The organism is Pseudomonas sp. 10B238, from assembly GCF_000970615.1.
GTDB lineage: Bacteria > Pseudomonadota > Gammaproteobacteria > Pseudomonadales > Pseudomonadaceae > Stutzerimonas.
The window spans coordinates 211,416-232,916 of record NZ_KQ033930.1; the positions used below are offsets into that span (position 1 = coordinate 211,416).

General features: G+C 59.8%; 24 protein-coding genes. 2 read left to right on the forward strand and 22 right to left on the reverse strand.

Annotated features, from left to right (window positions below):
• Positions 1–2 precede the first annotated feature (2 nt).
• The 13 genes from RT21_RS07790 to ccmA all read right to left on the reverse strand — a co-directional run bounded on the left by RT21_RS07790 (position 3) and on the right by ccmA (position 11,114).
• A complete protein-coding gene (locus RT21_RS07790) occupies positions 3–1,109 on the reverse strand; it encodes a sensor histidine kinase (RefSeq protein ID WP_234463709.1) in 1,107 nt (368 codons plus the stop codon).
• 212 nt (positions 1,110–1,321) lie between these two features.
• A complete protein-coding gene (locus tag RT21_RS07795) occupies positions 1,322–2,791 on the reverse strand; it encodes a sigma-54 dependent transcriptional regulator (RefSeq protein WP_045425825.1) in 1,470 nt (489 codons plus the stop codon).
• 403 nt (positions 2,792–3,194) lie between these two features.
• On the reverse strand, positions 3,195–3,491 hold the full coding sequence (fliT, locus tag RT21_RS07800) for a flagellar protein FliT (RefSeq protein ID WP_045425823.1): 297 nt from the start codon (positions 3,489–3,491) through the stop codon (positions 3,195–3,197).
• A 126-nt stretch (positions 3,492–3,617) separates the two neighbouring features.
• Entirely contained in the window at positions 3,618–4,049 is a 432-nt protein-coding gene (locus tag RT21_RS24110) for a hypothetical protein (protein WP_081262941.1), read from the reverse strand.
• A gap of 27 nt (positions 4,050–4,076) precedes the next feature.
• Complete coding sequence (gene ccmI / locus RT21_RS07805; protein WP_046162280.1) at positions 4,077–5,297, reverse strand: c-type cytochrome biogenesis protein CcmI; 1,221 nt, start codon at positions 5,295–5,297, stop codon at positions 4,077–4,079.
• Complete coding sequence (locus tag RT21_RS07810) at positions 5,294–5,767, reverse strand: cytochrome c-type biogenesis protein (RefSeq protein WP_046162281.1); 474 nt, start codon at positions 5,765–5,767, stop codon at positions 5,294–5,296. The genes ccmI and RT21_RS07810 overlap by 4 nt, the downstream gene beginning before the upstream one ends.
• Positions 5,764–6,294, reverse strand: coding sequence for a DsbE family thiol:disulfide interchange protein (locus RT21_RS07815; protein WP_046162282.1), 531 nt, complete (start codon positions 6,292–6,294; stop codon positions 5,764–5,766). Before RT21_RS07815 ends, RT21_RS07810 begins: the two co-directional genes overlap by 4 nt.
• 1 nt (position 6,295) lies before the next feature.
• Complete coding sequence (locus RT21_RS07820) at positions 6,296–8,269, reverse strand: heme lyase CcmF/NrfE family subunit (protein ID WP_046162283.1); 1,974 nt, start codon at positions 8,267–8,269, stop codon at positions 6,296–6,298.
• The gene (gene ccmE / locus RT21_RS07825) at positions 8,266–8,733 is read right to left on the reverse strand and encodes a cytochrome c maturation protein CcmE (RefSeq protein ID WP_045425810.1); all 468 of its coding nucleotides are present in this window, start codon (positions 8,731–8,733) and stop codon (positions 8,266–8,268) included. Before ccmE ends, RT21_RS07820 begins: the two co-directional genes overlap by 4 nt.
• On the reverse strand, positions 8,730–8,906 hold the full coding sequence (gene ccmD, locus RT21_RS07830) for a heme exporter protein CcmD (RefSeq protein ID WP_045425807.1): 177 nt from the start codon (positions 8,904–8,906) through the stop codon (positions 8,730–8,732). The genes ccmE and ccmD overlap by 4 nt, the downstream gene beginning before the upstream one ends.
• Positions 8,903–9,655, reverse strand: coding sequence for a heme ABC transporter permease (locus RT21_RS07835; RefSeq protein WP_046162284.1), 753 nt, complete (start codon positions 9,653–9,655; stop codon positions 8,903–8,905). The genes ccmD and RT21_RS07835 overlap by 4 nt, the downstream gene beginning before the upstream one ends.
• A gap of 155 nt (positions 9,656–9,810) precedes the next feature.
• The gene (ccmB, locus tag RT21_RS07840; RefSeq protein WP_046162285.1) at positions 9,811–10,482 is read right to left on the reverse strand and encodes a heme exporter protein CcmB; all 672 of its coding nucleotides are present in this window, start codon (positions 10,480–10,482) and stop codon (positions 9,811–9,813) included.
• Complete coding sequence (gene ccmA, locus RT21_RS07845; protein ID WP_046162286.1) at positions 10,479–11,114, reverse strand: cytochrome c biogenesis heme-transporting ATPase CcmA; 636 nt, start codon at positions 11,112–11,114, stop codon at positions 10,479–10,481. The genes ccmB and ccmA overlap by 4 nt, the downstream gene beginning before the upstream one ends.
• 137 nt (positions 11,115–11,251) lie before the next feature.
• Here ccmA and RT21_RS07850 point away from each other — a divergent pair, with 137 nt between their 5' ends.
• Both RT21_RS07850 and RT21_RS07855 read left to right on the forward strand, forming a co-directional pair.
• Positions 11,252–12,775 (forward strand): flagellar hook-length control protein FliK, encoded by a 1,524-nt coding sequence (locus tag RT21_RS07850; RefSeq protein ID WP_046162287.1) that lies wholly within the window; start codon positions 11,252–11,254, stop codon positions 12,773–12,775.
• Positions 12,772–13,095 carry an EscU/YscU/HrcU family type III secretion system export apparatus switch protein gene (locus RT21_RS07855; protein WP_046162288.1) on the forward strand — a complete coding sequence of 108 codons (324 nt, stop codon included), beginning with the start codon at positions 12,772–12,774 and terminating at the stop codon, positions 13,093–13,095. The genes RT21_RS07850 and RT21_RS07855 overlap by 4 nt, the downstream gene beginning before the upstream one ends.
• On the opposite strand, the gene RT21_RS07860 is transcribed toward RT21_RS07855, so the two are convergent.
• The 9 genes from RT21_RS07860 to RT21_RS07900 form a co-directional block, all read right to left on the reverse strand.
• A complete protein-coding gene (locus tag RT21_RS07860) occupies positions 13,076–13,516 on the reverse strand; it encodes a rhodanese-like domain-containing protein (RefSeq protein WP_046162289.1) in 441 nt (146 codons plus the stop codon). The genes RT21_RS07855 and RT21_RS07860 overlap by 20 nt on opposite strands.
• Before the next feature lie 146 nt (positions 13,517–13,662).
• A complete protein-coding gene (locus RT21_RS07865) occupies positions 13,663–14,076 on the reverse strand; it encodes a DUF2802 domain-containing protein (RefSeq protein WP_046162290.1) in 414 nt (137 codons plus the stop codon).
• Positions 14,077–14,079: 3 nt separating this feature from the next.
• Positions 14,080–14,559 carry a chemotaxis protein CheW gene (locus RT21_RS07870; protein ID WP_019340623.1) on the reverse strand — a complete coding sequence of 160 codons (480 nt, stop codon included), beginning with the start codon at positions 14,557–14,559 and terminating at the stop codon, positions 14,080–14,082.
• A gap of 85 nt (positions 14,560–14,644) precedes the next feature.
• Complete coding sequence (locus RT21_RS07875; protein ID WP_046162291.1) at positions 14,645–15,469, reverse strand: CheW domain-containing protein; 825 nt, start codon at positions 15,467–15,469, stop codon at positions 14,645–14,647.
• Between the two features lie 86 nt (positions 15,470–15,555).
• Positions 15,556–16,344 carry a ParA family protein gene (locus RT21_RS07880; protein WP_045425780.1) on the reverse strand — a complete coding sequence of 263 codons (789 nt, stop codon included), beginning with the start codon at positions 16,342–16,344 and terminating at the stop codon, positions 15,556–15,558.
• A 90-nt stretch (positions 16,345–16,434) separates the two neighbouring features.
• A complete protein-coding gene (gene motD / locus RT21_RS07885) occupies positions 16,435–17,262 on the reverse strand; it encodes a flagellar motor protein MotD (RefSeq protein ID WP_046162292.1) in 828 nt (275 codons plus the stop codon).
• Positions 17,263–17,401: 139 nt separating this feature from the next.
• Positions 17,402–18,142, reverse strand: a complete 741-nt coding sequence (locus RT21_RS07890; protein WP_045425775.1) for a flagellar motor protein — start codon at positions 18,140–18,142, stop codon at positions 17,402–17,404.
• Positions 18,142–19,242, reverse strand: a complete 1,101-nt coding sequence (locus tag RT21_RS07895; protein ID WP_046162293.1) for a protein-glutamate methylesterase/protein-glutamine glutaminase — start codon at positions 19,240–19,242, stop codon at positions 18,142–18,144. Before RT21_RS07895 ends, RT21_RS07890 begins: the two co-directional genes overlap by 1 nt.
• A 47-nt stretch (positions 19,243–19,289) precedes the next feature.
• Positions 19,290–21,500, reverse strand: a complete 2,211-nt coding sequence (locus RT21_RS07900; protein WP_046162294.1) for a chemotaxis protein CheA — start codon at positions 21,498–21,500, stop codon at positions 19,290–19,292.
• Between the last annotated feature and the right edge of the window lies 1 nt (position 21,501).

Sequence of the window (21,501 nt, forward strand, 5' to 3'; positions counted from 1 at the left end):
GGCTACTCCGAATGTGCGAGCGAGGACAGCGGAAGCAGCGGTAGCTGCAACGTGGCGCAGGTTCCTCTGCCCGGGCGAGAACGCAGCTCAAGCGCGCCTGAATGCGCTCGCACTACCGAGTTGACGACGGCCAGGCCGAGGCCGGTCCCGGTTGCCCGTGTGGTGAAAAAGGGCTCGCCAAGTCGGGCCAAGGTCGCCGCATCGATGCCTACACCGTTGTCACTGATGCTGATACGCAGCATTGAACCTCGTGCAAAGAGATGAACCTTCAGTTTTGTATCGCCGGTCGCCGCCTGGAGCGCATTTTCGATCAGGTTGAGCAGTGCACCGACCAAGGTGTCGCGATTGCACAACAGTGCACCGGTCCGGGCGTCGCATTGCCAGCGAACGGCGACGCCCTCTAACTTCATCTCGGTCGCCGCACGCAGCGCTCCCAGCAACTCAGCGGGTGTTAGCCGGTCCTCCAGCGGCAGATCACCCCGCGCGAAAACCAGCATGTCACGAACCTGATGCTCCAATTCGTTCAGCCGGTCCTTCAAACGACCGGCAAACCGCTGCTGATGCTCGACCGACAATCCGCCCTGTTCCAGATGGCTTGCATACAGCAGTGCTGTCGATAGCGGGGTACGGATCTGATGAGCCAACGATGCCACCATACGGCCCAGCGCAGACAAACGCTCATGACGCGCCAGTTGCTCCTGCAGCCGCCGTGTCTCCGTCAGATCGGTCAGCAGCACCAGCTGCCCAGGCTCAACGTTCAAGGAACGGGTAGCGATAGAAACGCGACGCCCATCCCTCAATGAGATTTCGTGACCGTCATCCCTACGAGGCGAGAAACTCCGCGCAATCACCTCGCGCCAGAGCGCCCCTTCGAGCGGTGCGCCAAGCAGCTCGAGCGCAACCGGATTCGCTTCGCGAACCATACCCTGGCCGTCGATGACAATCACACCGCCAGGCAACAGGTCCAGCAGGCTTTGCAAGCGGCTCGCCAGGCGCTCCTTCTCGTCGAATTCCTGCAGGCGCTGCGCAGCGCTCTCCGCAAGCTGATCCTTCAACTCGGCTACCCGTGCCTGCAGCATGAACTGGGACTCGCCCAACCGGCCGGACATGTGATGGAAAAGTGCGAGCGATTGTTCAAGCTCGTCGCTTGAGCCGGCCTTGGCCGGGAATTGGACGGGATCAGGAGAGCAGGTCGCTGAAGTCACTGGCACACGTTTCCGTCAAAAGATGGTCGGTAACGTGAAGGTCAGCAAGGATCATGCCCGAGATGACAGAACAAGGAAGGGCCACGCCGCAAGCAAGAGCGGCGTGGCAAAGGAAATCACTCGTCGAGATCGTCTTCGCGACGGTTCATTCCGTATTTACGCATCTTTTCTACCAGCGTGGTTCGCCGTACCCGCAGACGCTCTGCAGCACGCGCCACAACGCCGCCTGCATCTTCCAGCGCCTGCTGGATAAGCCCCTGCTCTAGGTTGCCCAGGTAATCCTTCAGATCAAGGCCTTCTACGGGAAGCATGGCATGCGCATCCGCCGGAATGATCGGGGCGTTTATTGCTGCACGCTCTTCCATCTCGTCATGCAGGCTGGTCGCGTACTGCTCATCGTCGTCATCGACGTGGCGGAATTTCTTTGGCAGCTCCATCACACCAATCACGCCGTACGGGTGCATGATGGCCATGCGCTCGACGAGGTTAGCCAACTCCCGTACGTTACCGGGCCAATCGTGACGACAGAGGGACATGATCGCCGCCGAATTGAAACGGATGGAGCCCCGCTTCTCGTGTTCCATGCGCGAGATGAGCTCGTTCATCAGCAGCGGAATATCCTCGATGCGCTCGCGCAAAGGGGCCATTTCGATGGGAAACACGTTAAGCCGGTAATAGAGATCCTCGCGGAAGCTGCCATCCACGATCATTTTTTCCAGGTCTTTGTGCGTTGCAGCGATGATGCGTACGTCGGCGTTTTGCGTACGGTTGCTGCCCACGCGCTCGAAGGTGCGTTCCTGCAGGACGCGCAGCAACTTGACCTGCATAGGCAGCGGCATGTCGCCGATCTCATCGAGGAACAGCGTCCCGCCTTCGGCCAGCTCGAAACGACCGGCACGCGAGGTGATCGCGCCGGTAAACGCACCCTTTTCATGACCGAACAGCTCGCTCTCAAGCAACTCCGCCGGAATCGCTCCGCAATTGACGGGAACGAAAGGCCCGTTACGACGCTTGGAATGATAGTGCAGGTTGCGTGCAACAACCTCTTTGCCGGTTCCCGACTCACCGAGAATCAGTACGCTCGCCTCAGTGTCTGCAACCTGCTGCATCATCTGACGTACATGCTGAACTGCACGACTGGTGCCTACCAGGCTACGAAACAGATTTGGCTCGCGCTGCCGACCACGCGCCTTCGCCTTATCGTTCATGTCCCGGTAGATCTGGGCCCGGTGAAGCGAATCGAGCAGTTTGTTGTAGCTCGGCGGCATCTCGAGGCTAGTTAGCACGCGCTGGCGTATCTCATCCGGCCATTCGGCCGGTGCTGGCTCTCCAATCAACAGAAGGGGCAGGTTTTCGTCCCACTTGCTGATCTGCTTGAGCAACTCCACGGCGCCGCCCTTCGCTGCAACATCACCAAGCATCACGCCGAGTATGCTGCGGCTTGATTCCAGTGAATCGACCGCAGCCTGCCAATCGGTGCTGGCGCATGACAAATGATCTTCGCTGAGAAAGTTCAGAATGACCGTCAGATCCCGGCGACGATCCTGATCGTCGTCTATCAACAAAATTTTGGTTTCACGCCACATCTTGTTTATAGCTCTAGAGGCTGAAAGAAAGCCCGCACACGTCCTTGGCAGAACGGCAGCGTCATCGGCAGATAGCCGGTAGTTAATTAAAAAAAACGGCCTGAGTCAAATTTATGACGTGATTCAACGACAAAATAGCAAGGAATGCATTCTGTTATTGACATAGAGCAACTCGTTAGGAACGAGCCGGGAGATAACGCGTTCAGCTTTGGCGCGTTTGGACTAGCTCAGGAGATCGAGACAGAACCGTCTGATTTCGAGCGGAAAGCTCAACTGTACGCCTAAGAATACCGTTGCTGACGCGTGCGTTTGAACCTGCTTTGGTGTACCTGATCCGTTAAATCGGGCGGTGAAAATCAGGCAGCTCTCCGCGACCAATGGTCGCGGCAGCTTTCAGGAACTATCAGCCGAATAACTTGTAAATGTTGGCTCCTTGCTGCGACTGGTTGAGCTGTATCAGCTCATCCGCAACACGCTGCTTCTCGCTCTGACAAGTGGTGACCAGTTCACGGTAGAGATACACCAGCTCTTGCAGACGCTGCCGAATTGCTGAGTCGTCTTCACGAGGCTCGACCATCGCAGCCTCAACAACTTGACGGCATTGCAGGTCAAGCACGCTGATCGCTGTCCAGTCCTGCTGAGCCATGGCGTCACGCAAGGCGTTGCCGGTTTCCTCAAGACGTTTGACTGCTGCACTCATGAATCCGCTCCGAATGAACTGGCAACAAGGCCGAACCGATACCGCCTGAACCTCTGTCCGCGGCGCCTGATACCTTATCGGCAACCTCCACGTCGCCTTTAATTGCCACAGCGGAAAAATGTACGGTCAGTGCAGGCTACGTAGCCCCGTTGGGACGCTAGGTGGCGCTACCGGCTCCCAGGGACCACCAGGCCGACCGGCGCAATACCAGTCGCCATCCCAGCGGTAGTAGAGACGCTCGCGATAGAACAAGTCCTGCCCTTCCACAACGTAGACGCCCAGACGGTTGTCCCAATGCGCAGCAGCATGAGGCGGCGGCGCATAACGTGGATGGCTTTTCTGGGTTGCCGGCGGGCGCGGTGCCGGTGGGGTGCGCACTGGGGGAGGCGTAGCAACCGGTTCGCGAGGCGGCGCCGATTCGGGCGGTGCCGGGTCGCGTGTAGGTCCGGACGCCTGGTAAGGATTGCCCGCACAGGCCCCAAGCAGCAACGCCAGCGTTACTACTGCGCTAACTCTGGCCAGGCGCTGAAACCTTGTTGAAACCCGCTCCTCCAGCATAATCAGTCGTCTCCCGAACCCCTGCGATCAGGGTGCTACAGGTTGGTCGATAGTCAGCTTGACCGCATCCGCATCATCCGGCGCCAACGGTTCGCTACTGCCTTGCCACTCACCGCGAGTAGCGTTCCCATCTCGGGATACGCGGGCGAACAATCTGACTTGTTCAAAGTTGGACAATCGAAGCTGTGGAGTCATTGCATCTGCATCACTCAAGTTAACCGTCGCGGGTAAATCGGCAACCGTTATACGTTTCACAGCCAAGGGCATCGGCGGGCCGGACAACGCACGGGCGAAGATGAATACGGCATCGGTCGGTCGAACCTTGTCGACCACCTCGGCAGCCAGTTGCACTTCGACCGTCAGTCCCGCCCCGGTCTCGGCAACCATCTCGCCGGCCGGTTTGGTCACGCTCGCCGGAGCCGACTCGCCGAGCTGCTCGCGCGCACGAGCGATACCGCCCTGAATGGCATCACGCGATGGATCTTCAGCAGGCAGCGTTGCCACCAACCGCTCCCAAAACCCTATCGCCTCCGCGAACCGTTCTTCTTCGTAGGCCGCGATACCCAACAGCCCGAGGCTAGTGACCTCGTGTGGATCACCACGTAATGCCTCGTCGGTCAGCTGTTGCAGCTGCTTGGACCATTGACGGTCACCAGCGAAATAGAGCGCCTGCGCCCACTGACCCAGGAGTTCCGGCTGACGCCCCGCCAGCTTGACGACCTGCTCGAATGCGGTAGCAGCATCCGCTGGGCGCTCTCGGCTCATATAGGTCTTGGCCAGGAAATACCAGGCCTCCGCGGACTCGGGCTGAGCCTTCACTGCGCGCTCCAGCCGTCCGACCATCTCTTCCATCGTCGCGGGCTGCTCAGTGAACTCCCGCGCCAACTGCAGCTTGTCGCTCGCACCCCAGTGCAGGTAGAGACCATATCCAACCAACGGCACAAGGATAGCCGCAATCAGCGGCACAGCCCGACCCAAATGGTTATTGTGGCGAGTAGTGGTGGTGCCCTCGGTGTCATCAAGCAACTCGCGCGCTGCATCGGCGCGCCCGGCCTCGAGCTGTTCTGAATCAAGGGTTCCGGCCGCCTGTTGCGCCGCCAGCTCTCCAAGCCGCTCCTGGTAAAGCGCGACATTCAACGCCGTCCGGTCTTCTTCGGCCTGTACACCACGCCCACGCAACAACGGCAGCAGCAGGAACGCCAGGGCGGCCAACAGCAACAGGCCTGCACCTATCCAGAAATCGATCATGGTTCTTTTCTATCCAACAACGTGGCCAGGCGCTCACGCTCGGCCTCGGTAAGGGTGTTCGACGCGGGCTTATCGGACGCACGGCGACGACGTATCAGGATGAACGCCAAGACGGCGAATCCAATCACCAGCAGGACAATCGGTCCATACCAGAGAACAAGCGTTTTGGCATTGACGGGCGGTTTGTAGAGAACGAAGTCGCCGTAACGGGCGACCAGGTAGTCGACGATCTGCTCGTTGCTCTGCCCCTCTTCCAGCATGCGGTAGATTTCACGGCGCAGGTCCATGGCGATCGGCGCATTGGAATCGGCAATGTTCTGGTTCTGGCACTTCGGACAGCGCAACTCTTCCACCAGCGTCCGGTACCGCTCGCGCTCGGCCTCGTTTTTGAACTCGTAGGCATCAATCGCCGCCGACGCGCTGCCCAGCAGACAGAGAGTCAGCAGAAGCCCCTGAATCAGCTGCTTCATTCGTCCACCAGTTGTTGATAAAGCGCGGCAAGCTGTTCACGCCACACACGCTCGTCTATGACGCCGACATACTTGTGACGGATGATGCCCTGCTTGTCGACGAAGAAGGTTTCGGGCGCACCATACACACCCAGATCCAGCCCCAAGCTGCCCTGCTCGTCGCGAATGTTCAGCTGGTAGGGATCGTGAAAGTCTTTAAGCCATTTCTGCGCTGCCGCATTGTCATCCTTGTAATTGACGCCATGGATGACCACGCCCTGCTCTGCAAGCTTGTTCAACACTGGGTGTTCGACCTTGCAGGCGACGCACCAGGTTGCCCAAACGTTAACCAACGCTGGCTTGCCCTTAATGTCCTCGGCGGTAACGACCCTCTGGGGATCCTCGACCGAGGGCAGCGAGAACGAAGGCAGCGGCTTGCCGATCAACGCCGATGGCAACTCGGTCGGGTCCAGAAACAGACCGCGATAAAGAAACACGGCGACGAGTAGGAAAATCGCCAGCGGTAGCAACATCAACAATCTTTTCATCTCAGGCTCCTTGCTGCGCCAAACCGAGCGCCTCACGTACACGGGTCCTGACCTTCACCCGGTAACGTTTGTCGCTCACCGACAGCACGCCCCCCAGCGACATCATCAGCGCACCTAACCAGATCCAGCGCACGAACGGCTTGATATGCACCCGGACCGCCCAAGCACCGTTTTCCAGCGGCTCACCCAACGCCACGTAGAGATCCCGAGTGAAGCCCGCGTCAATGCCCGCTTCGGTCATCGGCATCTGTTGCACGGTGTAGAGGCGTTTCTCCGGATACAGTGTCGCCACCTGCTTGTCACCTTCGAAGACGCGAATGGTGCCTTTGTCAGAGGTGAAGTTGGGACCTTCGAAGTGCTTGGCACCGTCGAACACGAAACTGTAACCACCGAGCTGCAGCGACTCGCCTGGAGCCAGGCGCAGATCGCGCTCGTCGCTCTGCTGACTCGTCAGCACCACACCCAACGCGCAGACCACCAGACCGAAATGCGCTAGCTGCATGCCCCAGTAACTCGGCGCAAGGCTACGCAATCCCTTCAGCAATCCCTTGTGGCGGGTCTTGTCGAGGATATCGCGCACACCAGCGCTCACCACCCAGCCGGCAAGCATGCATACAGCCAGCACAGCCCAGTGGAAGTCACCGAAGAGCATCGAGCCCAGACCGCCAAGAACGGCGCTGGTGATCAGCACGGGGGTCAGCATGCCGATCAACCATTTGACCGGCGTGTTCTTCCAGCGCACCAGCACGCCCACACCAAGGGCAAGCATCAGGGCGCCAACCAGCGGCAGGAACATCGCGTTGAAATAAGGCGGGCCGACCGAAAGCTTGGTATCGGATAGTGCGTCTAGCAGCAGCGGATACAAGGTGCCCAGCAGGATCATCGAGGTGGCAACGACCAACAGCAGGTTATTTACCAGCAGCAGCGTTTCACGCGACCACAGGCCAAAACCGATCTGGCTCTTTACAACCGGCGCACGCAGTGCGAACAGCGTGAGCGAGCCGCCGATCACGACCAGAAGAAAAGCCAGAATGAAGACGCCGCGCGCCGGGTCAGTGGCGAAGGCATGTACCGACGTAAGCACCCCAGAGCGGACCAGAAAAGTGCCTAGCAAGCTGAGCGAGAAGGCAGCGATTGCCAGCAAGACGGTCCAGCTTTTGAACACGCCACGCTTTTCCGTAACCGCCAGCGAGTGGATCAAAGCGGTGCCCACCAACCACGGCATGAAGGATGCGTTTTCTACCGGATCCCAGAACCACCAGCCGCCCCAGCCGAGCTCATAGTAGGCCCACCAAGAACCCAGGGCGATACCGGTCCCCAGAAAGGCCCAGGCGATCAACGTCCAAGGGCGCGACCAGCGCGCCCAGGCCGCATCCAGACGTCCACCGAGCAATGCGGCGATGGCGAACGCAAAGGCTACCGAGAAGCCGACATAGCCCATGTAGAGCATGGGTGGATGCACCACCAGCCCGAAGTCCTGAAGCAGCGGGTTGAGATCTCGCCCGTCCATCGGCGCCTGCGGCAGCAGCCGCTCGAACGGATTCGACGTGACGATCAGGAACAGCAAAAAGCCGATGCTGATCAGACCCATTACACCCAACACCCGCGCCAGCATGTCCTCCGGCAACTGGCGCGAGAAGATCGCAACCGCGAAGGTCCAGCCGGCCAGAATGAACGCCCACAGTAATAGCGAGCCCTCGTGCGCGCCCCATACGGCGCTGAACTTGTAGTACCAGGGCAAAGCGCTGTTGGAATTCTGCGCCACGTAGGCAACGGAGAAATCGTCCACCATGAAGGCATAGGTGAGACAGGCGAAAGAAAACGCCAAAAATGAAAACTGGCCCCAGGCGGCCGGTTGCGCCAGCCCCATCCATTGGCTGTCGCCGCGCCAGGCACCGATCAACGGCAGCGTGCCCTGCACAACGGCCAGACACAGCGCCAGAATCATCGCGAGATGACCGAGTTCAGGGATCATTTCGCATACTCCTGCTCGCCACCGCTATAGGGCTTGCTCTTGCCACTTTTCTCCAGCGCTGCGGTGACTTCAGGCGGCATGTAGTTTTCGTCATGCTTGGCCAGCACTTCATCAGCGACCAGGACGCCATCCGCGTTCACGCGCCCCAAGGCAACGATGCCCTGCCCCTCACGAAACAGATCAGGCAAGATCCCCTGGTACTGGATAGTGACCGCTTCGGCATAATCGGTGACACGAAAGGTCACCGTCAGCGAATCGTTACTGCGTTGTACCGAGCCCTCTTCGACCATACCGCCTGCCCGAATTCGTGTGCCTTCAGGCGCTTCGCCTGCCGCGATCTGCGTCGGTGTGTAGAACAGGTTGATATTCTCTTGCAGGGCGGACAATGCCAGCGTTACCGCAACACCGACGCCAGCCAGAATCGCCAGAATGATGAACAGACGCTTCTTGCGCACAGGATTCACTTCATTTCCTCCCGGCGCAAACGACGCGCCTCGTCTTGCAGATAACGCCGACGCGCCATGACTGGCAGCGCCACGTTGAGAATCAGAACCGCCAGGCTGATGCCGTAGGACGTCCAGACGTACAGACCATGGTTACCCATGGCGATGAATTCCGAAAACGACGAAAAATTCATGCTTTACCCACCAGTGCTTTCACTTCCGCTTTGACCCAGCTGCTTCTCGACTCACGCCGTAGCACCTCGAGGCGCATGCGCATCAGCAGAACCACCGCAAAGAAACAGTAGAAGCCCAGCACCATAACCAGCAGAGGCAGCCACATTTCCATCGGCATGGCCGGCTTTTCCGTCACGGTGAAGGTGGCCGGTTGGTGAAGCGTGTTCCACCATTCCACCGAATATTTGATGATCGGGATGTTCACTACTCCCACGATCGAGAGCACGGCACAAGCCTTGGCTGCGCTGTCTCGATTGGTAATGGCCTGCCCCAGCGCAATGATGCCGAAATACAGAAACAGCAGGATCAGCATCGAAGTCAGACGTGCATCCCACACCCACCAAGCCCCCCAGGTGGGCTTGCCCCACACCGCACCGGTGACCAGCGCGATGAAGGTCATCCAGGCACCAATGGGCGCCGCTTGCTGGAGTGCAACGTCGGCCAGCTTCATTTTCCACACCAGCCCGACCAGTCCCGCCACCGCCAGCATCACATAAATAGACTGTGCTAGAAACGCTGCCGGAACGTGGATATAGATGATCCGGAAACTGTTGCCCTGTTGATAATCCTGCGGGGCAAACGCCAAGCCCCAGACCACCCCGACCCCAACCAACAACAATGCGGCCCAGGTCAACCATGGCAGCCAACGACCGCTGATGCCGTAGAACCATTTAGGCGAACCCAGCTTGTGGAACCATGTCCAGTTCATAGAGCCTGCCTCACGCCTGCTACGTTTGCCGATACTGCGCCGAAACCGGGCAACCGCCGCTTGTTCGGAATCATGAAACCCATCGTTGCGATAACCGCTCGCCTCGCATCGGCTAACTGCGTTCCGCTATTGGATAGAAACATTCTGCCAATCCGTCATTCGCCGACGCTGATTCTCAGGCCGGCCGCTATTGCAAAGGGTGTCAGGGTAACTGCCAGGGCAGTCAAGCTGGAAAGCCACAACAGATAACCGAGCGCAGGCAACCCTTGCAGGGCTGCCTGCAATGCTCCGCTGCCCAGGATCAAAACGGGGATATATAGCGGGAGGATAAGCAGCGCCAGCAGCAAACCGCCGCGCTTGAGCCCGACGGTCAAGGCCGCCCCGACTGCCCCCAACAGGCTCAGCACCGGCGTACCTAGCAGCAGCGACATCAGCAGCACCGGCAGTGCGCTGACCGGCATGCCCAGCATGAGGCCCAGCAGCGGCGCCAGAAGCACCAGCGCCAACCCGGAGAACATCCAGTGTGCCAGCACCTTGGCGAGAACCAGAAGCGCCAAGGGGTGCGGCGAAACGACCCACTGCTCAAGCGATCCGTCTTCGAAATCACTGCGAAACAGGCCGTCCAGCGAAAGCAGCACTGCCAATAACGCGGCGACCCAGATCAGCCCGGGCGAAATAGTCTGCAACAGCTGCGACTCAGGACCGACCGCCAGCGGGAACAGAGCGATGACGAGGGCAAAGAACACCAATGGATTGGCCAGTTCTGCCGGTCGACGGAACAACAGCCGACTTTCGCGAGCCAGCAACAGCGTAAAGACGTTGTTCATGCGGCTCGCTGCCCCAGATCGATCTCGCGGAAGCCCGCGGGTTTCTCAACGAGCGAATGATGAGTGGTCAGCACGACCATGCCGCCTTGTTCGCAGTGGGTCGCCAGATGCCGTTCAAGCTGGGCCACGCCACCCTTATCGAGCGCCGTGAAGGGCTCATCGAGAATCCACAAAGGGGGCGGCGATAGGTACAGCCGGGCCAACCCAACCCGGCGTTGTTGACCGGCGGAGAGCGTATGGCAGGGCACGTCTTCGAAACCGCGCAGTCCCACAGCATCGATCGCCTGCCAGATGGCATCACGCGACGCCGGCTGATGCAATGCGCATAGCCAGGTGAGATTTTCCTCGGCGCTTAGCAAGCCCTTGATGCCAGCCGCATGACCGATCCACAACAAATTGCGGGCCAATTCGCCGCGCTGGCTTTCTAACGTTTTCCCCTGTAGCAAGACCTCCCCGGCGGTTGGCTGCATCAAGCCAGACAGCAACCGCAGCAAGCTTGTCTTGCCGCTGCCATTGGGGCCGGCGATCTGCAACATTTCCCCTTTGACGATCTGCAGGTCTAACCTCTCGAACAGCAGGCGCCAGTCTCGCTCGCAGGAAAGCGCCACAGTTTCAAGAAAGGGACTGGACACGCTAGGGCAACCTCAAGATGAAAGGAGCCCGGCCGCTACATCGTGATCGGGCGGGCGGGCGGGCGGCGGAATTATACATGCCGAACCCTGGCGCCAAAGACCACAACGTAGAAAGGTTGTAAGAGCATTTAAGTAAGATGACCGAGATCAAAAGCACTCAGGCAATCCCCGCCGCTGGTCCAGCTCGCCCGGCAGTGGCGCCTGCTGACCTCGCGTTGAAATTGCTACAGCCGATGCAGGGACTGCTTGCCGCTGGCGAGAGTGCCGAGGCGGAAGTCATCAGTATCAAGGAGGCGTTGCAGAGCTTTCAGCTGACGCTGCGCCTGACCCTGACCAACGGACGACAGGCAACGGTCGAAACGACCAGCCCGAAGGCTGCCACCCCCGGAGCCGCCCTGCTCATTACCGCCGTGTCCGATTCGCGACTGATGGCCACGCTGCAGCCCGGCCATCGCCAGCCGCAAAGCAGCATTGATCTTTCGCAACTGCCAATGGGCAGCGTGGTGCAAGGCAAGGTGACGGCCAGCCAGCAGACCCAGCAGGACGGTAAGGTTCTTTTCAAGGTCGTGATCACTCTGCTCAATTCGCCGCTCGCTGGACAGAAGCTCAACGTTGAATCGGCTATGCCGCTCGCGCCGGGCAGCCTGATCACAGCACGCGTTCAGGGCGACCAGTCGTTGGCTTTCGTGCCACTGAGTGGCCGCCTCGATCAGTTGGTGCTAGGTCAACAGCTGACCGCGCAGCATGGTCGCCAAGGCTCGATTGAGGGGCTGCTCAGCGCGCTCGGATCCAGCTCGGCTCTGCCCGACCAGTTGCGCGGGGCAGCCGAGCGGCTGCTCGGCCTGGTGCCGGATATGCAACAGCTTGGCGATGCCAAGACGTTGGCGCAGGCATTGGCGCGCAGCGGGGTGTTTCTCGAAAGTAGTCTTCTGCGTGGCGAAGCAAGCAATTTGCCGACAGACATGAAAGCCGCTCTGCTACGCCTAATCGCGCAATTACCGGGCCTGCCGGGTGGAGGGCCGCTAACAGCGGCGCAGGCCGGTGCAAACCTCGGCCAGGCTCTGCCGGCTTTCGCCCGTAATGCACTCGGTGCGCTTGGCCAGCCAAATCCGCGCCAGTTGGCGCAAAACTTCCCGTTGCCGAGCCGGCTGTTGCCCAACGCCGATGAAGAAGCCGACCTTGAGATTCTGCTGAAACTGGCCGCGGCTGCAGTGTCGCGGCTACAGACACATCAGTTGTCCAGCCTTGCCCAGACACAGACCAACCCGGACGGTACCCAGGTCACAACCTGGCAGCTTGAGGTGCCGATGCGCGACCAGCGCGATATCGTCCCACTGCAGGTGAAATTCCAACGTGAAGACGAGTCTCAGCAAAACCGCAAGGACAAACCGGAAACGGTGTGGAAGGTCGAGCTCGCATTCGATGTCGCTCCCCTCGGCCCGCTGCAAGTCCAGGCACAATTGTTTCAGGGTAACCTTTCGAGCCAGATCTGGGCCGAACGCAGCGGTACCGCCGAGCTGATCTCGGCAGAGCTCGAGCACCTACGCCAACGCCTGGTCACGGCCGGGTTGAACGTCGGCGAATTAGCCTGCCGGCAGGGAACGCCGCCTCAGGGGCCGCGTACTTCATTGGATCAACGCTTCGTGGATGAAACCGCATGATCACCAGCACACCGCGCCAGGCCATCGCTCTCACCTATGATGGCGCCACCGCACCAACCCTTTCAGCGAAGGGGGACGACGAATTGGCCGAAGCGATACTGGCGATCGCCCGCGAACACGACGTGCCGATCTACGAAAATGCCGAACTGGTTAAATTGCTGGCGCGCCTGGAACTGGGCGATGCGATTCCGGAAGCGCTCTATCGCACCATCGCCGAAATCATCGCCTTCGCCTGGTACCTGAAAGGCAAGTGTCCGCCAGGCTTTAGCGGTCCCAAAGACACACCGGACGTCCCGCGGCTCAATGGGCCTGGGCATTAAGCGTTGCGATGCTGTTGATCTGGCCCTTCTCCTGAGGAAAATCAGCCAGCATCCACGCGAAATAGCCTTCTCGGAAATAAAACACCTGCTGGTAACCCCACGCGACCGCGAGGCGAACCGCCTCGGCACTGGCCGGACAGACCTCGCTGTTGCAGTAGACCACCAGGGGGACGCTTCTTGGCCATTCGGTCCGCGACAGCCCAAAGAATTCACGCGCTAGACTCATGTGCACCGCGCCTTCAACGTGACCCCAGGCCCACTCGTGCCGCGGGCGCACGTCGATGAACACGGCGCCAAGCGCATGGAGCTGCCGAGCCTGATAAACATTGACGGTCATTGCACCGTTTACTTGCGGCGGCGCTTCCGCTGCGCAGAGCCAACCAGGGCTCGCCAGCAGGCACAGCATTAGAATGCGCAGCATCACATCCTCCTAGCCCTCGGGCACAGGCCTGCACCAGACATGGCGAAACCTTGTCCAGTTTGGAGGAAGCAATAGTCATATCGTTCACTGCCACGGCCAGAGGGCCGACGGTTGTCACCGGAGGGCGGCGACATACCTTCCTGGCACTAATCAGGATTGCGGCGCGCCTGATGCAACTTGCGCATCAGCTCGGCTTCGGACTGGGACAGACCGCAGGATTGCGTCAGATCATCGACGCTGGCACCCATACCAACCAGTTTGGCCGCTTGGGAAAAGGAGAAATTGTTCGGATCGCGCTGCTCGAGCTGGCCCAGCTTTTCTGGCAAAGGGGCAACGATGCGCGACAGCTCATGCAGGTCTTTGCCCATCCGAACGTTGCTTTCCAGGTAGTTATCCAGCCGGGTGGTGAGCGACTTAATGCGCTGGTCACGGGCAGCGTCTGCGAGCGCTTGCGTTTCTGCCTGCTGTCGCTGGCGGCGGAACAGCCAGATGCAGCAACCGAGCAATGCGAGGCAGCACAAGGCAAGCGCAACGACCGCCGCTACCAGCGACGCGATCATGTTTCAGATGCTCTCAAGTTCCGCCCATTCTTCTTCGCTCATCATCTTGTCCAGTTCGACCAGAATCAGCAGCTCATTGTTCTTATTGCACACGCCTTGGATAAACTTCGCGGATTCATCGTTACCGACGTTCGGTGCGGTTTCGATCTCCGATTGGCGCAGGTAGACCACCTCGGCAACGCTGTCGACCAGGATGCCGACCACCTGGCGGTCTGCCTCTATGATGACAATACGGGTGTTGTCCGATACCGGCGCCGTGTCGAGACCAAAGCGCTGGCGCGTATCGATCACCGTAACGACGTTGCCGCGCAGGTTGATGATGCCCAGCACATAGCTGGGCGCACCCGGCACGGGGGCGATTTCGGTATAGCGCAGCACTTCCTGAACCTGCATCACGTTGATGCCATAGGTCTCGTTATCCAGACGGAAGGTTACCCATTGCAGGACCGGATCATCGGAACCCTGTGCGGAAGTCATCTTCATAGCCCCACCTCTTCATGTACCGCACTGGCGGTTGATTCTATCGATTACTCGGGGCGCTTGCGTGCCCCTCTGTTTGTTCAAGTCGTTACGACGGAACGCCCTTGAGATGTCGGGTCGCACCGCTGGCGATCAGCTCGGCGAGCGCGGTCACGTCCACCAGCGCACACATGTGGTCAATCACCGTCCCGGCGAGCCAGGGGCGCTGAGTACGCTGAGTGCGCCACTTCACTTCCTTCGGGTCCAGACGAATCGAGCGGCTGACCTGGTGTACCGCCAGCCCCCACTCATAGCCCTGCACCGAAATTACATACTGAAGTCCGTCGCGGAAATCATCCCGATACCGCTCAGCCATCACCCAGCGTGCGGTATCCAGAACTTTCAAATTGCCAGCCTGGCTCGGCAAGATGCCGAGGAACCAGGCCGGCTGGCCGAACAACGGCGTCAGCTCCTGCCCGGCAAGTGGATAAATCGAGCCGAGACTGACCAGCGGCACCGCCAGCGTCAGCCCGGCCACGTCGAACAATAGGCACTCGAACGGCTCCTCGCCCCACTCTGGCTGGCGGCTCAGGATCGCTGGCGGACCGCCCGGCGCTTGGCCCTGCGACTCAAGAATAGCAACGGGTTCGACTGGTACAGGCGGCGCCTTCGCGGGTAACTCGGGTGGCAATTCGAGCAACGGCTGCGCCTCGACTATCACCGGAACAGCAACAGCTTCGGGTTCGGGCGGAGCAACCGGGCGCAGCGCAACCACCCGCTGTGTATCGCGCTGTTGCTCCTCGAGCACAGCAGCCTGAAACTCGTCTGCACTGACCGATTCGGCCAATCCGATGACGGCGTCCTGCAACAGGGCGTCGAGATATGACTGCAGCGTCTGTTGCGATCGGCTTTCTTTAAGAACGGTACTACTCATGGAACCAACTCGTGCGAACCCACTGGATAGGCTATCGGCCGCACCCATGTCGAACTTGAACGGCGAACGCGGCCGTACGTCGTCATTCAGGCCACCTGCGGCGAAGCTTGAGCCGCCAGCAGAGTTTTGAGCAGCGCGCGATAGGCGAGCACGCCCCGGCTGCTCGGATCATGCTGGGACGGCGTCAGGCCGGCACGACTGGCATCGCGCAAACGTGTATCGATCGGAATGAAGGCTTGCCAGAGGTTGTCCTGATAGCCATTACGCAAAACCCTGAGTGTGCTCATCGAGGCTGCAGTGCGGCGATCGAACATCGTCGGCACGATGGTGTAAGGCAAGGCCTGCCGGCGCGACCGATTGATCATGCTCAGCGTGCTGACCATCCGCTCCAAGCCCTTCATGGCCAGAAACTCAGTCTGCACCGGAATGATCAACTGCTGGCTGGCTGCCAGCGCGTTTACCATCAGGACCCCAAGCAGCGGCGGGCTGTCGATGATGGCGTAGTCGAAATCCTGCCACAGCTGAGAAAGACTCTTGGCGATGACCAGACCGAGACCGTTCTGGCCGGGGGACTGACGCTCCAGCGTCGCCAGTACCGTGCTGGATGGCAACAGGGAAAGGCGCTCATGACTAGTCGGCAGCAGCAATTGCCAAGGCAAACCCTCGGGAACCGTGCCCTGGTGCTGGAACAGATCGAAGACGCTGTGATCGAGGTTATCCGGGTCATGACCGAAATAGCTCGTCATCGAGCCATGGGGGTCGAGATCCAGCGCTACGACCCGCTTGCCCGAATCGGCCAGCAAACCGGCAAGTGCTATGGAGGTGGTGGTCTTGCCCACTCCTCCTTTTTGATTGGCTACAGCCCAGACTCTCATATGTGTCTTTCCATCCGGATCGAACCAGACCGGGATCGGCCGTCTCGGCCTTGGCCGGCGACGGAGAATTGACGACGCCGCGAGCGGCACCTAACGATCAGAAGGAACAGCACGTTGTGTGCCAGGTTGCGGGGCCGCCCCGACAGGTCGAGCATTCCCACTTCCCACGCCACTGACGCTGCGGCGAACGTCCAGGTTGCGTGAAACAACCAGAATCACCCGACGATTACGCGCCCTGCCCTCGGCGGTGGAATTATCCGCAATGGGCTGAAATTCGCCGTAACCCACTGCGGCCAGGCGTGCCGGGTCGACGCCGTCGGCCGCTAGCATTCGCACCACACTGCCTGCACGTGCGGCGGAAAGCTCCCAGTTGGTAGGAAACTTTTCGGTGTTGATCGGCAGGTTATCGGTGAACCCTTCGACATGGATGGGGTTATCGAAAGGCGCCAGAATCCCGGCAATCTTCTCCAGCAGATCGAACGCGTGATCGTTGGGCAACGCATCGCCGCTGGGAAACAGCAGGCTCGAATTCAGTTCGATTTCAACCCAGAGCTCGTTGCCGCGAATCGTCAGTTGCTTCGAATCGATCAGATCGGCAAAGGCCGCCTGCATGCTCTGCATGATGCTTTGCAGCGGATCGACTGGCTGCTTAGACGATTGCGGCTCGTCGATCTGGGATGCATCCGGCTGAGTGGTACGTGGTCTCTCTTCTCCGATCGGAATCGGCTTGACCGCTCGATCGACCTGATTGAAAACGCCTACCAACGAATCGGACAGAATCTTGTATTTGCCCTCGTTGAGCGAAGAGATTGAATACATCACCACGAAGAACGCAAACAGCAGGGTGATGAAATCCGCGTAGGACACCAACCAACGTTCGTGATTCTCCGGCTCTTCGTGAGTGCGGCGACGGGCCATTCAGATGCCTCCAGCGTTTAGCGCGCAACTCATCGAGCTAGGCGTTTCAGAGCCTGAGCGGATGATCGTCTTGACTGGAGCCTTTTCCATCTTCGTTCCCAGGACCGCAGCGGCAAGGGTGCCGTTGGCATTCCGTCAGTTAATCGATGAAACCCTGGAGCTTCATTTCGATTGAACGAGGGTTTTCTCCTTCGGCAATCGACAGAACGCCTTCGAGCAACATTTCGCGATAAGCGGTCTGCTTCTGCACTACGCTTTTGAGCTTGTTGCCCATCGGCAAAACCAGCAGGTTGGCAAAAGCCACACCGTAAATCGTGGCAACGAATGCAACCGCAATACCGCTGCCCAGCTGACTGGGATCGGCGAGATTGCCCATGACATGTATCAGCCCCATGACCGCACCGATGATGCCTACCGTGGGCGAATAGCCACCCATGCTCTCGAACACTTTCGCCGCCCTCAGATCACGGGTTTCCTGCGTGTACAGGTCAACCTCGAGAATGCTGCGAATCACTTCCGGCTCAGCACCATCGACCAGCAGCTGCAAGCCTTTGCGTGCGTAGGGATCAGGCTCGGTTTCGGCGATCGGCTCAAGCCCCAGCAAACCTTCCTTTCGCGCCGTGGCGCTCCAGCTCGTGACCAAGCTGATACCACGGACCATGTCGATACGCGGGGGAAACAAAATCCACCCCATCACCGACATCGCTCGCATGAACACCGCCATTGGCGTCTGCAGCAGCACCGCACCGAGCGTACCGCCGAGCACGATCAGTGCGGCCGGGCCATTGAGCAGCGCCGACACATGCCCGCCTTCGAGGAAGTTACCCCCGACAATGGCAACAAACGCAAGGACCAGCCCGATCAGGCTGAGTACATCCATCAGATGCACGCCTCGCTCAAATGGCGACCGATGTCATCGAGCCCGTACACGGCATCGCTGAGGTTGGCCTTGACCACTGCCATCGGCATCCCATAAATCACACAACTGGCCTCATCCTGCGCCCAGACCTGGCTGCCGCTCTGCTTGAGCATCCGCGCGCCCTCACGGCCATCAGCCCCCATACCGGTCAGCACGACCGCCAGTACCTTGTCTCCGTACGCCTTGGCGGCTGATCCAAAGGTGACGTCGACGCAGGGCCTGTAGTTGAGGCGTTCGTCGCCCGGCAGGATACGCACCGTACCTCGCCCGTCGACCATCATCTGTTTGCCGCCCGGCGCCAGCAGTGCCAAGCCTGGACGTAATAGATCGCCGTCTTCGGCCTCCTTGACGCGGATCTTGCAGAGCTTGTCCAGACGTTCGGCGAAGGCTTTGGTAAACGCGGCCGGCATGTGCTGAATCAGCACGATAGGTGCCGGAAAATTGCCGGGCAGCTGCGTTAGCACGCGCTGAAGCGCCACCGGCCCACCAGTTGAAGTGCCAATGGCGACCAGCCGGTACGATTTCCGACGAGGCGCCGAAGCCGGCGCCGTGTGGGCGGGCGTCGTATGCCGGGCAACAGGAGCCGTGCCCGACACGACGCTAGCTGACCGGGACCCCGGCACCGTAGCAGCCGGAGCGACACTGGTACTGCTGAAGCGGCGATTGCTGCGCGAAATTGAGTGGACCTTTTCGCAGAGCAGTTGCTTGACCTTGTCCGGATTTCGCGAGATGTCCTCGAAGTTCTTCGGCAGAAAGTCGACGGCTCCCGCATCCAGCGCGTCGAGTGTGACCCGTGCGCCTTCGTGGGTTAGCGATGAGAACATTAGTACGGGTGTTGGACAGCGCTGCATGATCTGCCGGACCGCGGTGATGCCGTCCATCATCGGCATCTCGTAGTCCATCGTGATGACGTCCGGTTTCAACGCCAGCGCCTGGTCGATCGCCTCGCGGCCGTTGGTCGCGGTTCCGATCACCTGGATATTCGAATCTGAAGAAAGGATCTCCGATACACGGCGGCGGAAAAAGCCGGAATCGTCCACCACCAGGACCTTGACTGCCATAAACAACTCCTAGCGGCAGCGGTCCGTGAAAAACCGCTGCCTACTGATCAGATCCGGCGTGCGTAACGCTTAAGCATGCTCGGGACATCCAGGATCAAGGCGATACGACCGTCGCCAGTGATAGTCGCACCGGACATTCCCGGAGTGCCCTGCAGCATCTTGCCCAACGGCTTGATCACTACCTCTTCCTGCCCCACCAGCTGATCGACGACGAAGCCGATACTCTGGTTGCCGACGTTGAGGATCACCACGTGCCCTTCACGCTGCTCTTCGAGCTCGGCACCGCGCACCAGCCAGCGCTTGAGATAGAACAATGGCAGCGCCTTGTCGCGAACGATCACCACTTCCTGACCATCAACCACGTTGGTACGGGACAGGTCGAGGTGGAAGATCTCGTTAACACTGACCAGCGGGAAAGCGAATGCCTGGTTGCCCAGCATCACCATCAGGGTTGGCATAATCGCCAGCGTCAGGGGCACTTTGATTACAACGCGCGAGCCCTGGCCTTTGTTGGAGAAGACGTTGACCGTGCCGTTGAGCTGCGAAATCTTGGTCTTGACCACGTCCATGCCAACGCCGCGGCCGGACACATCGGAGATCTCCGTCTTGGTCGAGAAGCCCGGCGCAAAGATCAGATTGTAGGATTCCAGATCGCTCAGGCGATCGGCTGCGTCCTTATCGAGCAAGCCCTTCTCCACCGCCTTGGCGCGAAGAACGTCTGCATCCATCCCTTTGCCATCATCGGTGATCAGCAACAGGATGTGGTCGCCTTCCTGTTCGGCGGAGAGCACGACCTTGCCGGTGCGTGGCTTGCCGGCAGCTTCGCGCTCTTCCGGTGTCTCGATGCCGTGGTCGACTGCGTTGCGCACCAAGTGCACCAGCGGATCAGCCAAGGCTTCGACGAGATTCTTGTCCAGGTCGGTTTCTTCGCCGACCAGTTCCAGATTGATTTCTTTCTTGAGGCTACGAGCCAGATCACGGACCAGACGGGGGAATCGGCCAAAGACCTTCTTGATGGGCTGCATGCGCGTTTTCATCACGGCGCTCTGCAGGTCAGCGGTCACCACATCGAGGTTTGACACGGCCTTGGCCATGGCCTCATCGGCGCTGTTGGATCCCAGGCGCACCAAGCGGTTACGCACCAGTACCAGTTCACCCACCATGTTCATGATTTCATCGAGCCGCGCAGTGTCGACTCGAACGGTGGTCTCAGCTTCACTCGCCGGCTTCTCCGGAGCTGCAGCAGGCTTGGATGCAAGCTCCGCTTTCGCCGGGGCAGCAGCCTTGCTCGCTACGGCATTTGCTGCCGGTTTCGCTGGCGCAGCCTTTTTCTCGGCAGGCGCGGCAGCCGGTGCGGGCTTGGTGGCAGGCACAGCTGCAGCCGCGACTGGCGCGGCCGCATCGGGTTCAAACTTGCCCTTACCATGCAGCTGGTCCAGCAGCGCTTCGAATTCGTCATCGCTGATGTCATCGCCTCCGGCCGCGGCAGGCTTGTCAACGGACCCGGCGGGGGCAGCAGGCGCAGCGGCAACCGGTTCGGCGAACTGGCCTTTGCCATGCAGTTGATCGAGCAATGCCTCGAATTCGTCGTCGGTAATCTCGTCGCTGGCAGACTGTCCCGCCACCGCAGCAGCAGGAGCGACCGCAGTCGATTGCTGCTCCGTCGCGAAATGACCCTTTCCATGGAGCTGATCGAGCAGCGATTCGAACTCCTCGTCGGTAATTTCATCTGGGGCGTTTGAAGACGGCGCCTCGGCAGATTCGTCTAGCGCGCCAAGGAACTGTTCGAACTCGGTGTCGGCGGTGGTAGCGGGCTCAGACTCAGCCTCAGTCTCGATAGACGCTTCGACTATGGGCTCCTGCGCTCCGGCCGGCTCGGCCAAACGGGCCAGCGCTGCCAGCAGCTCGGGCGTCGCCGGGGTTACTTCGGTACGCTCGCGCACCTGGCTAAACATTTCATTGACGGAGTCTAAGGCCTGCAGCACGACATCCATCAATTCCGAGTCGACGCGACGCTCACCCTTGCGCAGGATGTCGAAGACGTTTTCAGCGATGTGGCAGCACTCCACCAACTCATGCAGCTGGAGAAACCCGGCACCGCCTTTTACCGTATGGAAACCGCGAAAAATCGCATTGAGCAAGGCTGTGTCATCGGGGCTGCTTTCCAGCTCCACCAGCTGCTCTGACAATAGTTCGAGAATCTCGCCGGCCTCTACCAGGAAATCCTGGAGGATTTCTTCATCGGCGTCGAAGCTCATA